We start from the raw sequence: 14532 nt of genomic DNA on the forward strand, positions 1-14532 counted from the left end.
AAGAAAAAGGGGCTGCAAAAGCAGCCCCTATTACGAACGCCAGAACTCCCGGGAAAAACTAGGTATTCACGGGACGAAACTGGATTGTAGGATCCCATCAGCATTTAGATATCACGTGCCGTCGCCCTCAGGCCATCTAACATCTGGTAGGTCGTACCAGATCGAGATGTCCCATTTCGCTAAATTTCCCTAGATCTGTTCTCCGCGCTCCTTACGGCTCAACTTGCCTTCTAAATTAGGCTCTATTGGCATCGGTTGGACTTACGTTAACAGCTCGACGCCCTCTGCCCTCACCAACGATTTGAAATCGAACCGCATCCCCAACTCTCAGCTGTAAGATGCCGACCGAGCAGTTGCTCACATGGAAGAAAACTTCGCGGCCCTTCGTTGGTGTAATAAAGCCGAAGCCCTTCAGACTATCAATGACCTTAACTGTGCCAGTTTCATCCATTCGATATCGCCTTTGCATGCGAAGTGCGCAGAAGAGTGCGAAGGGTGCTTGCCTGGTTGGGCCTCGTTCTGCTCAGAACGGTCAAGCAGTGCATTAGCACATGAAAGCGTCTAGTTAGCGCGGCCACCGAACTTGGCCGCATTTTAATCGCAAGATCTTCACACATCCTCCGCAATTGTCGAGCCTTCTTTGGGCTGTAAGTCGGCAGGCAGGACCGAAGCTTTTCGGCATAAGCTTCGGCACAACTGTAGTTCAACCTCTTCAGCAGCGTGACATCGCCGAGGGCGGAGTTATGTAGCCGGTGATACTCGGCAGCGGTTTGATGACCAGCATCGAACTGCTTTACACAAGTGTGCACCTTCGCTCGCGTTTTATCTCTGTAAACTGGCGGCAACCCGACCCTGCCATTTCTGATGGACACGCCCGTGACAATTGCAGGATTGGGTGAGGAAATTAAAGCGTGGATCCTCTGCTTCCCGTCGTGAAGCTTGAAACCCTTCTCCGAACACATGGCTCGGACCTTACCGATCACTTCGCCTTTGAGCTTCTCACTGGAAATTCGGTTGGAAAAGCTGAGCGTAATGTCATCCAATAGTCTCGTGTACCGGACCCCCGAACGAATAAATTCCTCGACAAGTTTTGGCTCGCGATCATAGAAGACCATATTCGCGATAAAGCTACTCGTTGGTGCGCCTTGGGGAACGACGCCATTCAGTGTCACCAAGGAGGTCAGTGAGGTCGCCACCTCATCGGGGAACCTAAGCAGGTACTTGAATATCTTAAAAACTTCCTCTCGCTCAATAGAAGGGTAGAAATTTTTGATATCCAGCGTTATTACGTGTTCTGCCGCCTTATGCTCGCTCGCATTGGTCAAAAAATCCCTCGGAGCTTCGAGATCCTTGATGGAGCCATGGAGATAACGCGGAAATTTGCAGCCAGAGAAGATACGTGTGTTTATGCGACGCTGGACCTGCATCAACGCAGGTTTGGGAGCCGTAATGCTTCGCATCCCCTCACCATGCTTCTTTGGCCTTTCAAAGCAAAGGTAAAGAGCATTAACGTTCTGTTCAAGTTCCCTGAGAACCCGCTCGTCTAAGCTGAGGGTTTTTGCTAGCGCCGCTCTCGAAGCGATTGGCCTCGAAGCAAAAGTAATTCTATTCATACGGCTGCGAGAGAGAAAGGGAAGTGAGCCGGTTAACTCAAGAAATACTTGAACCAACCACTCAGGAAGATAACGATGTGTGAAACACACATACTAATCCCGAGTCGCACATTAAAACTGGTTTGCATCTGCGCGCCGCAGTTTTCCAAGCTACGGCGCTGGCTGTCCCAACGAACTTCGATAAAACACTTCATAGTTGAATCTCCAAGTTATTGTTGCGGCGAATGCCAACAACTGCCATTCAGAGTTCGCTTACGAAGCTAAAGAAAGAGCGGAAGTACCAGTTAAAACGCTAACTCACCACCATTTATGCCTGACAACAGAAGCAGGTCAGGCGCGGGGCGCTCGTACGTCGGCGCGGGCCGCGGCCTCCCTGGTAGCGATCCGAAGATCGTTGCAAATGCAACACGGACGCTCCATCACACTGCGTTGGGTTTAATGACAGCTCGCAACTGGGAGAACCTCCCAGACGCGACAAGATTAAACGAAAGGTATCTTAATTACAAGTGCGCGGTACGTTCGTGCTTGCCCGTGAATTTGACCTCTCTGATCGCCCAAGATCCACTCTCTTAAACAAGACAAGAGCTCTAAAGATCTTTTGATCAGAACACTCGAATGCGGCCAACCAAGCATATCGATTGTGGACGGCCGACGACGAATTCGGCCGCCATCCCGCTGCGCGCCACAAGCAAACCTCGCTTCCCAAACCAGATGTTGCTCAAGCGCATCGAAGAACGCAAGGAATTCACCGTCCCTGGCCTATGCAAAGAAATTCACATCCACTCAACGACGTCCGCCAGGAGTATTTTTAGGGCGAGTGAGGCAGCACATGGGCCGCCGAGGGTGGACATCGTCGTTGAGTCGTCAAGGGCTAGACGGGCTCCTCGGAGCGGTCATTTTGAGGTTTGCCTCCACAGCTGACATGCGGGATCCCGCTCGGCTCAATCGCCTCGGGTACGGCAGGCGAGCAATGCAGCTCCTTCCAAAGCTTTTCTGCCTCAACCGTGCCTAAAGCTGCGCGAATGGCAACCGCCAGGCCCACGATAAAGGAGAGAAGGAAAAGCGAGGCTAGCCACCTCTGCTGCTTCACGAGCGAGTGCACCTGGTCTTTCATGCTGCCACTGTCTAACGCCCTGCATAGGTCGAGCAGCTCCGACTTCCGAAAGCTTGTTTTCTCAAGAAGATCCGGACTTTCCGCAGCGCATTCCTTGGCAGCGAAAACCCAGTCTTCGCCCCATAGGGTCATGTTTCTCACGGTATTCGCGTCCGTCTTGAACCAGACCTTCGACTCTTTCATGTGAAAGTACCCGTAGGGCGAAGCGAGCAAGGAACCGGCAATCATAGACAAAATCCACAACACGACGACGAGGAAGATTAGAGCCGGTATCGACATGCTGTGCGGCCTGCGCACGACCGCCGAATTGCGCACATCAACCCAACGCCACAGAGTTTTCAGCTTCGACATACCGACGTTGTGGGCTTTCGCCCACCTGTCGAGCTTGTGCAGGTCGGCCAAGGATTGCAAGGGCACACGATAGAAAAATCTAAAGATCTCCAGGTCGCGACTTTCCTGTTGGATATCTTTCAGCACCAAATCCTGGACTTCGCGCCGACCGGCTGCAATTCGCCAAAGTCGGTCTAAAAGAAAGTGCGCGGATCCCGCTCGCGCCCGGATCCAAAGGCATAGCAGTAAAAAGAGCCCTGTCGAAAGAACAGGCGCGATCCAGGAGCTCTGGACAAGAGGGGTGAACAGTTGAAGCATTTATGCTCTTTGCTCTGTGGATAAGAGCCCCAGATGCTAACCACCTTCGCAACAATCCATTCCGGCAAAAAGCAAGGGACTGCATGTGACTTCAAGCGGGAAGCTATCCATCCCCCAAGTGAGATCGGAAGGTGCCTCGGGCTCAAGCCTGAAGGTCAGGGCCATTTCGTCCTCAAGAAGGAGGAGCGTTTACGTTGCGCTTTGATCAGCCAAGACAGCAGGAACTCATCGACGACCTGCTAAGCCAGAATTACACGGACGCAGATCTGCGAGAAAACCGAGATGCGCTTTTGGTCGATCCCGCGCCAATCAACCTTGTTCTGGAAGCGATCGACGTAAACCGCGCAGACGCGGCTTGAGGAAGCGAGCCAAATGTCGCGGTTCAGTTCATTCTCTATCCGTCGAAGGGGGCTTGGCTCCCAAGCTGACGAGCCATCCTTCAGTTTCGTTCGCGCGTGCGTAGAAGATCTTTCCACACGTTTCCATCCCGCTTGAAGAAGCTGGGTACATGTCCAGTTCTGCGAGCGCGCGCACAACCTTCGTTGACCGGGTCTTCAGAGCTTCTGCCAACTCTGTGGCAAACACGTATTCTCGTCGGAACCTCTCCACCTCCAAACGGGTTACACGAGCACCGCACCCTCATTTCGGCGTAAGTGGTTCGGCTTTCATGAAGCCGCTTCTTGCCAACCAATAAGCCGCCTCCCGGTTCATCCCAAGCAATTCAGCAACCTTATGAATGCTGCGCGGCAGCGCTGTTGAGATGATGCGCCCAGCCAGTCGCTTCAAGACAGCCCGAAGGTGGCCCTAGTAGGGCCAGCTGCTATCTGCAAAAGGTGTTCCACGGCGTTTGGGAGAGATTGGGCAACAATCTCGGCTTGCAGCGGGGGCGGTTCTTCGCAAGGCGCAAAACGCACATCTCTGCCATCGCCGGCTCCTACTTCCGTGGCAAGCTCGATGCCGTGTTCCGCACCGCATCGAGGGGCTGGGTGCACTGCAAGGCGTCAGCACAGCGACCGGCTTCTAGCGTGTCGAGCATCGCGATGGCCGCGCGCTGCGGATCAAGGCGAAGGGATGCTAAGGCTGTGACATTGCCGAACAGCAATTTCGTCGCCATCCAGCTCGCATCGAGCAAAGAAGCGGGTCGTCACATTGCAACCACCCGCCAATAAGAAAAAACCCAACCGCTACCGGTCGGGTTTCGTCTTATGAAATCTAAATTTATTTGGAAAAATCTAAATCCCAACGGGATCCTACACGATCAAGCGTCGATGTTGCCCGCCGACAGCGCGTGCGTTTCGATGAAGTTGCGGCGCGGTTCGACGTCGTCGCCCATCAGCGTCGTGAAGACTTCGTCGGCCGCGATGGCGTCCTCGATCTGCACGCGCAGGAGGCGGCGCACCTTCGGGTCCATCGTGGTTTCCCACAGCTGCTCGGGGTTCATTTCACCCAGACCCTTGTAGCGCTGCTTGGAAATGCTGCGGTCGGCTTCGCTGCGCAGCCACTGCATGGCTTCGCGGAAGTCGGACACGGGCTGCTCCTTGCGCTTGTCGCCTTCGCCGCGGGCGGCCATCGAACGCGCGCCGACCTTGCCCAGGAAGCTCTTGGCGGCCTTGGACAGGATGGCGTAATCCGAGCCATTGATGAAGTCGGCGTCGATGATGCTGACGCGCACGTTGCCGTGGTGCATGCGCTGCACGGACAGGCGATGGCGCTCGGTGGCTTCGTCGAATTGCGGGACAACCTCGACGCCATTGCCGTTGATGGGATCGCGCATGGCATCGGCCAGCCGCTTGGCGGAGTCCGCGGTGGCCTCAGCGGTTTCCAGGTTGATCTCCACGCCTTCGGCCATGGCCGACAGCGCGCCCACGTCGAACACGCGCGACAGGCGCGCGATGACGCCGTCGGCCGCCACGTACTGGCGCGCCAGGTCGTTCAGCTCTTCGCCGCGGATGATGTTGCCGCCCGAGATGATCTCGGCGTCCTTCAGGGCGAGCGTCAGCATGAACTGCGCTTCTTCCTGGTCATCCTTCAGATAGCGCTCTTCGCGGCCAACCTTGACCTTGTAGAGCGGCGGCTGCGCGATGTACACGTAGCCGCGCTGCACCAGCTCGGGCATCTGGCGGTACAGCAGCGTGAGCAGCAGGGTGCGGATGTGTGCGCCGTCGACGTCCGCGTCAGTCATGATGATGAGGCGGTGGTAGCGCAGCTTTTCCACATTGAAGTCGGGACCGATGCTGGTGCCCAGCGCCGTGATCAGCGTGGCGATCTGTTCGCTGGCGATCAGGCGGTCAAAGCGCGCCTTCTCGACGTTCAGCACCTTGCCGCGCAGCGGCAGAATGGCCTGGAACTTGCGGTCGCGGCCCTGCTTGGCCGAGCCGCCTGCGGAGTCACCCTCGACGATGTACAGCTCGCACAGCGCGGGATCCTTTTCCTGGCAGTCAGCCAGCTTGCCGGGCAGGCCGGCGCCTTCCAGCACGCTCTTGCGGCGCGTCATTTCGCGCGCCTTGCGTGCGGCTTCGCGGGCGCGGGCGGCTTCGACGATCTTGTTGCACAGGGCCTTGGCGTCGTTCGGGTGCTCGAGCAGCCAGGTTTCCAGCGTGCGAGCCACGGCTTCTTCGACGGCCGGACGCACTTCGCTGGACACCAGCTTGTCCTTGGTCTGGCTGCTGAACTTGGGCTCGGGCACCTTCACCGACAGCACGCAGGCCAGGCCTTCGCGCATGTCGTCGCCGGACGTCTCGACCTTGGCCTTCTTGGCCAGTTCGTTGTCGGTGATGTACTTGTTGATGATGCGCGTCATCGCGGCGCGCAGGCCGGTCAGGTGCGAACCGCCGTCGCGCTGCGGGATGTTGTTGGTGAAGCACAGCACGCTTTCGCTGTAGCTGTCGTTCCATTGCATCGCCACTTCGACGCCCACGGACACGCCGCCGGCAGCGGACTCGGTGCTGACCGAAAACACGTTCGGATGCAGCACGGTCTTGGCGCGGTTGATGTATTCAACAAAGCCCTTCACGCCACCCGAGAACGCAAAGTTCTCTTCCTTGCCCTGGCGCTGGTCGATCAGGCGGATCTTGACGCCGTTGTTCAGGAACGAGAGCTCGCGCAGGCGCTTGGAGAGGATCTCGTAGTGGTATTCGATGTTGTTGAAGATGATCGGGTCGGCCAAAAAGCGCACTTCGGTGCCGCGCTTGTCGGTCGTGCCGGTCACGGCCAGGGGCGCCACGCGCTCACCCTGGCGGAATTCCATCTGGTGCACTTCGCCGTTGCGGCGGATGGTGAGGCGCAGCCACTCGGACAGCGCGTTCACGCACGACACGCCCACGCCGTGCAGGCCGCCGGACACCTTGTACGAGTTCTGGTCGAACTTGCCGCCGGCGTGCAGTTCGGTCATGACGATTTCCGCCGCGCTGCGGTGGAATTCGTCGTCCTTGTGGATGTCGGTCGGGATGCCGCGGCCGTTGTCCGTGACCGAGATGGAGTTGTCGGTGTGGATCGTGACGACGATGTCGTCGCAATAGCCGGCCAGGGCTTCGTCGATGGCGTTATCGACGACCTCAAACACCATGTGGTGCAGGCCGGTGCCGTCGGACGTGTCGCCGATGTACATGCCGGGGCGCTTGCGCACGGCCTCCAGCCCCTTGAGCATCTTGATCGAGTCAGCGCCGTAGCCGCCGGTCTCGGGAGTGGTGTTCTGCTGATCTGACATGTCTGTATCGATAACGCTTTAAAGAACGGCCTGGGCGGCCGGACCGCCCGCGGACCATCCGGTCCGCAAGCGGCACAAACCCACGGGGGAGTGCGGACTAGATCCGCATCGGCATGACGACGTACTTGAACTGGTCGTCTTCGGGCAGGGTGATGAGCGCCGACGCGTTGGCATCGGGCATGACCGACCACTGGATGTTGTCGACCTTCACGTTGGACAGCACGTCGAGCAGGTAGCCCACGTTGAAGCCCACGTCCAGCGCTTCATGGCTGTAGTCGATGTCGATTTCTTCCTGGGCCTCTTCCTGCTCGGCGTTCGAGGACGAGATCTTCATCTGGTTCTGCGCCAGTTGCAGACGCACGCCCTTGAACTTGTCCGTGGTCAGGATGGCGGCGCGCTGCAGGCTGCCCTGAAGCGCTTCGCGGCCGACCAGGAAGTGACGCGAGTAGTTCGTGGGAATCACGCGCGTGAAATCGGGGAACTTGCCTTCGACCAGCTTGGACACCAGCTCGACGTCGCCAAAGCGGAAACGGATCTGGCCCGGCGCGACGTCGATGGAGACGGTTTCGTCGGAGTCTTCAAGCAGACGCTGCATTTCCAGCACGGTCTTGCGCGGCACGATGACTTCGTGGCGCTCGGCGATGCCGTCGGCTTCGGTCGAGCAATGCGCCAGACGGTGGCCGTCGGTGGCAACCGCGCGCACACGGCCCGGTTCAAACACCAGCAGCATGCCGTTCAGGTAGTAGCGGATGTCCTGCTGGGCCATGGCGAAGTGCACCATGTTGAACAGGTGGCGCAAGGTGCGCTGCGGCATGGTGAGCGAGACGTCCCACTGCTCGGGCTGAGCCACGGTGGGGAACTCGCTGGCGGCCAGCGTCTGCAGCGCAAAGCGGCTCTTGGCGGATTGCACCGACAGCTTGTTGCTGGCCAGGGCCAGGCGCACGTCGCCGGTATCGGGCAGGGCTTTCAGGATGTCCAGCAGCTTGCGCGCGGCCACCGTGGTGGACTCGTTGTCCTGGCCGACACCAAAGTCGGCGTGCGTCGTGATCTGCACTTCCAGGTCGGTCGCAATGAAGGCAACCTTGTTGCCTTCCTTGCGCATCAGGATGTTCGCAAGAATGGGCAGGGTATGGCGTCTTTCGACGATGCCCGCCACAGTCGACAGCGGTTTCAGCAATGCATCGCGTGTGGTTTGTACGAGTTGCATGTTCATCCTTTTAGAGTTTGTTCCAACACGTGCAGGGTATGGTTGAGCTCCGCTTGCTTGGCGCGGGCATCGGAAATCTTGCGAACGGCGTGCAGCACCGTGGTGTGATCACGGCCGCCGAATAAATCGCCGATTTCCGGCAGGCTTTTCTGGGTCAGCTCCTTGGCCAGGTACATCGCAACCTGGCGCGGCAACGCGATATTGGCCGGCCGGCGTTTCGAGTACATGTCGGCGACCTTGATCTTGTAGAAGTCCGCCACCGTCTTCTGGATGTTTTCCACGGTGATCTGGCCGTTGGACACCGACAGCAGGTCCTTCAGCGCTTCCTTGCAGACATCCACCGTCAGCACGTCGCGGCCATGGAAGCGCGCGTAGGCCAGGACCTTGCGCAGCGCACCTTCCAGTTCGCGCACGTTGCTGCGCAGGTGCTTGGCGATGAAGAAGGCCACTTCCTCGGGCATGGGCACGCCTTCGGACTCGGCCTTGCGCAGCAGAATCGCCACGCGCATTTCAAGTTCCGGCGGCTCGATGGCGACCGTAAGGCCCGAGTCAAAGCGCGAGATCAGGCGGCTGTCGATGCCGGACAGTTCCTTGGGGTACGTATCGCTGGTGATGATGATCTGCTTGCGCTGCGCGACCATCGCCTCGAACGCATAGAAGAATTCTTCCTGCGTGCGGTTCTTGCCGGAGAAGAACTGGATGTCGTCGATCAGCAGAAGATCGAGCGAATGGTAGTAACGCTTGAAATCGTCGAACGCCTTGCGCTGGTACGCCTTGACCACGTCGGACACGTATTGGTCGGCATGCACGTAGCGCACGCGCACCCCGGTGCCCGCCGCCACCATGGCGTTGCCGATGGCGTGGATCAGGTGGGTCTTGCCCAGGCCGACGCCGCCATACAGGAACAACGGGTTGTACGAGGTGCCGGGATTTTCCGCGACCTGCAGCGCCGCAGCGCGCGCGAGCTGGTTGGCCTTACCGGTCACGAAGTTCTCGAACGTGAGGTCGGTGTTCAGGCGCGATCGCTCGTACACGATGTTGGCGGCGTCCGCGTTCACGGCCTGCGCAGCGGCGGTCGTGGCGGGCGGGGGCGGGGCGGTGGTCACGGTGACCGTCACGGGCGGCGCGGCGCCGGAAGGGGGCGCAGCGGACGGGTGCGGTTGCTGGGCTGGCTGCTGCGCACGCACGGGCGCGACCGGCATACGCGGCGCGGTCCCTTGCGAAGGCAGCTCGAACAGCACCTGCACCGGACGCTTGAACCACTCCGCGGCCAACGCTTCGATCTGGTGGGAAAAGTTTTTGCGCACCCAATCCAGCTTGAAGCGGTTGGGCGCGGCAACGCGCAGCACCGCCTGCGTTTCGTCGTACGCAAGCGGGACCAGCGGTCGTATCCACGCGCTGATTTGTTGGGGGGGGAGTTCCTGCTCAAGACGACTGACGCAGGTCTGCCAGAATTCTTTCATGTCGCTCTTATTCAAACCTCGATTCTACCTTGCCCGGGCGGGGGTTATCCACAGGGAAGGGCATGAGTGTCTATATGATCACCCCTTAACTGTTTGACAAGACAGGGAAAACTTGCTGAAATGGTGGGCTTTTCCGAATTCTGTCTGTCAGAAGGTTTCGCAGAAAGCTTGGCCGGACACGCTCCTACAAGAGCAATTTGTCCGGTTTTTAGCTTTGCTGAATAGGTCGCCCGAGATGAAATTCTCGGTACAGAGCCCCGTCTAAGAGTTGTTTTTCGCACCGGTTGCAAAACCCGTTGCAAAAACGCTCTCTGGATACCCGCTTCTGCTTAGCGCGACGAGGAACCCTCCGGGCAGGTCCCTTCTGACTTTGTTCTTTTTGTGGATTGTCCATGAAACGCACCTACCAACCTTCCGTTACCCGTCGCAAGCGCACCCATGGCTTTCGCGTGCGCATGAAAACCCGCGCTGGCCGCGCCATCCTGAGCGCCCGCCGCGCCAAGGGCCGCAAGCGTCTGGCCGTCTAAGTCCAGTTTTCCGGTTTTCCGGAAACTGACTTTCGCACGGACCGACCATATTGCAAGACCTCTCGCAATCCTGTTCCGGTTCCGCGCAACCGCCTGATCCGCAGTCCATGCCGCGCTCCACGCTTCCCCCGGAGGCGCGGCTGCATCGCCCCTCCGAGTTTGCCGCCGCCCTTAAAGGCCGGCGTCTTGCCCGAGGGGCATTCTTCATTGTGAGCGCGGCTCCCAATGATCTGCCTCCCGGCCAGGACGCCTGTGCCCGGCTGGGGCTCATCATCGCCAAGCGGTTCGCCGCCCACGCCTCGACGCGCAACGCCTTGAAGCGGGTCATCCGCGAAGCGTTCCGCCATCGGCGCCTGGCGCTGCCGGCAAAAGATTACGTCGTGCGCCTGCATAGCAAGGTCGCGCCCGCCACGCTCACTGCGCTGAAACGCGCCGCCCGAGCCGAAGTGGACGCTCACTTTGAGCGGATCTCGCGATGATCAAGGCACTACTCATTGCCCCGATCCGGTTCTACAGGTTCTTCCTGAGTCCCTGGATCGGCCGGCAGTGCCGTTTTACTCCGACCTGCTCGGCGTACGCGATCGAAGCGATCGAGCGCCACGGTGCATGGCGCGGCTTCTGGATGGGAGTCCGGCGCATCGGCCGGTGCCACCCCTGGTCACCCGGGGGCCTGGATCCGGTTCCGCCGGCCAAGGGAACCAACGACGCCCGTTGCTGCTCCCACAGCCACCGCATCGAGCACGATTGACGCTAAACTGGCGGGCTTTGCTGGCCCGTATTCACTTCAGTAGGCACCATGGATATCCGACGAACCGTCCTCTGGATGATTTTTTCCTTTTCGCTGTTGCTCCTTTGGAACAACTGGCAAATCCATAACGGCAAGCCGTCGCTGTTCGGGGCCCCGCCCGCGGCCAGCACGAGCGAAACGCCGGCTGCAGCCAACAACGCAACGCCGTCTGTGCCCAGCGCGCCGGCAGCCACCGCTGCCCCGGCTTCCACGGTGCCTGGCGCCGCCACGCCCGTTCCCACGCGCTCCGAAGAAGTCGTCATCACCACCGACGTGCTGCGCCTGACCTTCGACACGATGGGCGCCCAACTGGTGCGCGCCGAACTGCTGAAGTACCCGGCCACCGGCCAGCCCGACAAGCCCACGGTTCTGCTGGACCGCTCGGCGGGCCTGAACTACGTGGTGCAGACCGGCGTGGTCGGCGCCCCCAGCGGCCAAAGCTTCCCCACCCACCAGACGCCTTTCCGCCTGGTCTCCCAGGAACGCGAACTGACCGGCGACAACCTGGTCGTCACGTTCGAAGGCGAATCCGGCGGCGTGAAGGTCACCAAGACGTTCACCCTGCATCGCGGCCGCTACGACATCGATGTGCGCCATGACCTGGCCAACGTCGGCGCCGCCCCCGTAACGCCCTCGCTGTACCTGCAGATCGAGCGCGACGGCAACGACCCGGCCGACACGTCCAGCTTCTATCACACGTTCACGGGCTTTGCCGTCTACTCGGACCAGGACAAGTTCCAGAAGAGCACCTTCAGCGACATCCAGAAGAAGAAGGCCAGCTACATCAAGCAGGCGGACAACGGCTGGATCGCCGTGGTCCAGCACTACTTCGCCACGGCCTGGGTTCCCCCGCAGGGCAAGCCGCGCACCAACGAACTGCTTGAAGTCCAGCCGAACCTGTATGCCGGCCGCAGCATCGAAGCCGTCGGCGACATCGCCCCGGGCGCTGCCGCGCGCGTCGACTCGCACCTGTGGGTCGGTCCGCAAGACCAGAAGGCCATGGCGGCGCTCGCCCCCGGCCTGGAACTGGTGGTCGACTACGGCTGGCTGACCATCATCGCCAAGCCGCTGTTCACCCTGATGACCTGGCTGCACTCCATCCTGGGCAACTGGGGCTGGACGATCGTGGCGCTGACCGTGCTGATCAAGGCCGTGTTCTACCCCCTGGCCGCCGCCAGCTACCGCTCCATGGCCCGCATGAAGCAGGTGGCTCCCCGCCTGCAGGCCCTGAAGGAAAAGTACGGCGACGACAAGCAGAAGCTCAATGCGGCCATGATGGAGATGTACCGCACCGAGAAGATCAACCCGCTGGGCGGCTGCCTGCCGATGCTGGTTCAGATTCCGGTGTTCATCTCGCTGTACTGGGTGCTGCTGGCCAGCGTGGAAATGCGCGGCGCGCCGTGGATCCTGTGGGTTCACGACCTGTCGGTCCGCGATCCGTTCTTCATTCTGCCCGCCATCATGATGGCCACCATGTTCCTGCAGATCAAACTGAACCCGACGCCCCCGGATCCCATCCAGGCCAAGGTCATGATGATCATGCCGCTGGTGTTCGGCGGGATGATGTTCTTCTTCCCGGCCGGCCTGGTGCTGTACTGGTGCGTCAACAACATCCTGTCGATTGCGCAGCAGTGGTCCATCACCCGCGCCATCCAGAAGAAGTCGGAAGCGGCGGCCAATCGCTGATCGCCCTCCCGAAACAAGAAACCGGCCTTTCGAGGCCGTTTTTTTTACGCCCGTTGCCAATGAAACGCGGAAGGCACACTCAGCATTTTCTATGCCCATGAGGCATATACATAGGTATTACTTATCGGCAAAGCAGGATCAATCAACTTCACACAGCCAACCATGACACCTATGATGGCTTTGAATTTGCCCTCCGGCGGCCTGTCCGCCGGAGTTTTGCTGCAACGCCGCGCGGCCCGACAAACGGGTTTCCGCGCCATCCTGGATTAAACAAGGGAGTGTGCCATGACCGACAAGAAGCCTCTGACTACCGCCTCGGGCGCCCCAGTACCGGACAACAACAACACCCTGACCGCCGGCCCCCGCGGCCCCGCCTTGCTGGAAGATTTCTGGCTGATTGAAAAACTTGCCCACTTCGACCGCGAACGCATCCCCGAGCGCGTCGTCCACGCCAAGGGCTCCGGCGCCTACGGCACGTTCACCGTCACCCACGACATCACCCGCTACACCCGCGCCAACATCTTTTCCAAAGTCGGCAAGCAGACGCCGCTGTTCCTGCGCTTTTCGACCGTCGCCGGCGAACGCGGCGCGGCCGACGCCGAACGCGACGTGCGCGGCTTTGCCATCAAGTTCTACACCGACGAAGGCAACTGGGATCTGGTCGGCAACAACACCCCCGTTTTCTTCATCCGCGACCCGCTGAAGTTCCCCGACTTTATCCACACCCAGAAGCGCGATCCCAAGACCAACCTGCGCAACGCCACCGCGGCGTGGGACTTCTGGTCGCTCAACCCCGAGTCGCTCCACCAGGTCACCACGCTGATGAGCGATCGCGGCATCCCCGCCAACCTGCGCCAGCAGCACGGCTTCGGCTCGCACACGTTCAGCTTCATCAACGCCAACAACGAACGCTTCTATGTGAAGTTCCACTTCAAGTCGCAGCAGGGCATCGCCTGTCTGACCGACGAAGAGGCCGCGCAGGTCGTCGCCCACGACCGCGAAAGCTCGCAGCGTGACCTGTTCCAGAACATCGAAGAGCGCAATTTCCCGAAGTGGACGCTGAAGGTGCAGATCATGCCCGAGGCCGAAGCGGCGACGTATCACATCAACCCGTTCGACCTGACCAAGGTCTGGCCGCATGGCGACTACCCGCTCATCGAGGTCGGCGTGCTGGAGCTGAACCGCAACCCCGAGAACTACTTCGCCGAAGTCGAGCAGGCCGCCTTCACGCCGGCAAACGTGGTGCCGGGCATCGGCTTCTCGCCGGACAAGATGCTGCAGGGCCGGATCTTCTCGTACGGCGACACGCACCGGTATCGCCTGGGCATCAATCATCACCAGATCCCGGTGAACGCGCCCAAGTGCCCGTTCCACAGCTTCCATCGTGACGGGGCCGGGCGCGTGGACGGCAATGCCGGCGCCACGATCAACTACGAGCCCAATAGCGCGGGCGAGTGGAAGGAAACGCCCTCGGCGGCCGAACCGCCGCTGGCGCTGGACGGCCAGGCCGCGGCACGCTGGAATCATCGCGTCGACGACGACTACTACTCGCAGCCGGGCGCCTTGTTCCGCCTGATGACGCCGGCGCAGCAGGAATTGCTGTTCGGCAACATCGGCCGTCACATGGCGAGCGTGCCGGAGGTCATCCAGCGCCGCCAGCTGGATCACTTCCGCAAGGCCGATCCGGCGTATGCCGAAGGGGTGGCCAAGGCGCTGGGACTGAAGCTGTAAACGTTACGCATCGACCATGAAATGGGGGCGGCATCACTGCCGCCCCCAAT

12 protein-coding genes are annotated in these 14532 nt (G+C 60.1%); 6 read left to right on the forward strand and 6 right to left on the reverse strand.

Translation table 11 applies throughout. From position 1 onward, the window contains the following. Positions 1-235 precede the first annotated feature (235 nt). The 3 genes from RT697_RS15570 to RT697_RS15580 all read right to left on the reverse strand — a co-directional run bounded on the left by RT697_RS15570 (position 236) and on the right by RT697_RS15580 (position 3375). A complete protein-coding gene (locus RT697_RS15570; protein WP_313700004.1) occupies positions 236-469 on the reverse strand; it encodes a cold shock domain-containing protein in 234 nt (77 codons plus the stop codon). Beyond that, positions 444-1613, reverse strand: a complete 1170-nt coding sequence (locus RT697_RS15575; protein WP_313700005.1) for a reverse transcriptase family protein — start codon at positions 1611-1613, stop codon at positions 444-446. The genes RT697_RS15570 and RT697_RS15575 overlap by 26 nt, the downstream gene beginning before the upstream one ends. Before the next feature lie 871 nt (positions 1614-2484). Continuing rightward, positions 2485-3375 (reverse strand): DUF6216 family protein, encoded by an 891-nt coding sequence (locus tag RT697_RS15580; RefSeq protein ID WP_313700006.1) that lies wholly within the window; start codon positions 3373-3375, stop codon positions 2485-2487. 194 nt (positions 3376-3569) lie between these two features. On the opposite strand from RT697_RS15580, the gene RT697_RS15585 reads away from it, so the two are divergent. Next, positions 3570-3734, forward strand: a complete 165-nt coding sequence (locus RT697_RS15585) for a hypothetical protein (RefSeq protein WP_313700008.1) — start codon at positions 3570-3572, stop codon at positions 3732-3734. An 899-nt stretch (positions 3735-4633) separates the two neighbouring features. Here RT697_RS15585 and gyrB read toward each other — a convergent pair. The 3 genes from gyrB to dnaA form a co-directional block, all read right to left on the reverse strand. Then, entirely contained in the window at positions 4634-7081 is a 2448-nt protein-coding gene (gene gyrB / locus RT697_RS15590) for a DNA topoisomerase (ATP-hydrolyzing) subunit B (protein WP_313700009.1), read from the reverse strand. 97 nt (positions 7082-7178) lie between these two features. Beyond that, on the reverse strand, positions 7179-8288 hold the full coding sequence (gene dnaN / locus RT697_RS15595) for a DNA polymerase III subunit beta (protein ID WP_175124835.1): 1110 nt from the start codon (positions 8286-8288) through the stop codon (positions 7179-7181). A 2-nt stretch (positions 8289-8290) separates the two neighbouring features. Further along, positions 8291-9751, reverse strand: a complete 1461-nt coding sequence (gene dnaA, locus RT697_RS15600; RefSeq protein WP_175124834.1) for a chromosomal replication initiator protein DnaA — start codon at positions 9749-9751, stop codon at positions 8291-8293. Between the two features lie 392 nt (positions 9752-10143). On the opposite strand from dnaA, the gene rpmH reads away from it, so the two are divergent. The 5 genes from rpmH (at position 10144) to RT697_RS15625 (ending at position 14482) form a co-directional block, all read left to right on the forward strand. Continuing rightward, complete coding sequence (rpmH, locus tag RT697_RS15605; protein WP_006228069.1) at positions 10144-10278, forward strand: 50S ribosomal protein L34; 135 nt, start codon at positions 10144-10146, stop codon at positions 10276-10278. A gap of 107 nt (positions 10279-10385) precedes the next feature. Then, a complete protein-coding gene (locus RT697_RS15610) occupies positions 10386-10757 on the forward strand; it encodes a ribonuclease P protein component (RefSeq protein ID WP_313700010.1) in 372 nt (123 codons plus the stop codon). Then, entirely contained in the window at positions 10754-11026 is a 273-nt protein-coding gene (gene yidD / locus RT697_RS15615) for a membrane protein insertion efficiency factor YidD (RefSeq protein ID WP_056566024.1), read from the forward strand. Before RT697_RS15610 ends, yidD begins: the two co-directional genes overlap by 4 nt. A gap of 48 nt (positions 11027-11074) precedes the next feature. Next, positions 11075-12751, forward strand: coding sequence for a membrane protein insertase YidC (gene yidC, locus RT697_RS15620; protein WP_313700012.1), 1677 nt, complete (start codon positions 11075-11077; stop codon positions 12749-12751). Positions 12752-13036: 285 nt separating this feature from the next. Beyond that, positions 13037-14482: a catalase gene (locus RT697_RS15625; RefSeq protein ID WP_313700014.1), complete on the forward strand. Its 1446-nt coding sequence runs from the start codon at positions 13037-13039 to the stop codon at positions 14480-14482. Positions 14483-14532 lie beyond the last annotated feature (50 nt).

Source organism: Achromobacter sp., assembly GCF_032113835.1.
Classification (GTDB): domain Bacteria; phylum Pseudomonadota; class Gammaproteobacteria; order Burkholderiales; family Burkholderiaceae_B; genus Achromobacter.

Coding starts and splice junctions, on each gene's coding strand:
- RT697_RS15570 (WP_313700004.1), bottom strand. CDS start 469: ATGCAAAGGCGATATCGAATGGATGAAACTGGCACAGTTAAGGTCATT.
- RT697_RS15575 (WP_313700005.1), bottom strand. CDS start 1,613: ATGAATAGAATTACTTTTGCTTCGAGGCCAATCGCTTCGAGAGCGGCG.
- RT697_RS15580 (WP_313700006.1), bottom strand. CDS start 3,375: ATGCTTCAACTGTTCACCCCTCTTGTCCAGAGCTCCTGGATCGCGCCT.
- gyrB (WP_313700009.1), bottom strand. CDS start 7,081: ATGTCAGATCAGCAGAACACCACTCCCGAGACCGGCGGCTACGGCGCT.
- dnaN (WP_175124835.1), bottom strand. CDS start 8,288: ATGCAACTCGTACAAACCACACGCGATGCATTGCTGAAACCGCTGTCG.
- dnaA (WP_175124834.1), bottom strand. CDS start 9,751: ATGAAAGAATTCTGGCAGACCTGCGTCAGTCGTCTTGAGCAGGAACTC.
- rpmH (WP_006228069.1), top strand. CDS start 10,144: ATGAAACGCACCTACCAACCTTCCGTTACCCGTCGCAAGCGCACCCAT.
- RT697_RS15610 (WP_313700010.1), top strand. CDS start 10,386: ATGCCGCGCTCCACGCTTCCCCCGGAGGCGCGGCTGCATCGCCCCTCC.
- yidD (WP_056566024.1), top strand. CDS start 10,754: ATGATCAAGGCACTACTCATTGCCCCGATCCGGTTCTACAGGTTCTTC.
- yidC (WP_313700012.1), top strand. CDS start 11,075: ATGGATATCCGACGAACCGTCCTCTGGATGATTTTTTCCTTTTCGCTG.
- RT697_RS15625 (WP_313700014.1), top strand. CDS start 13,037: ATGACCGACAAGAAGCCTCTGACTACCGCCTCGGGCGCCCCAGTACCG.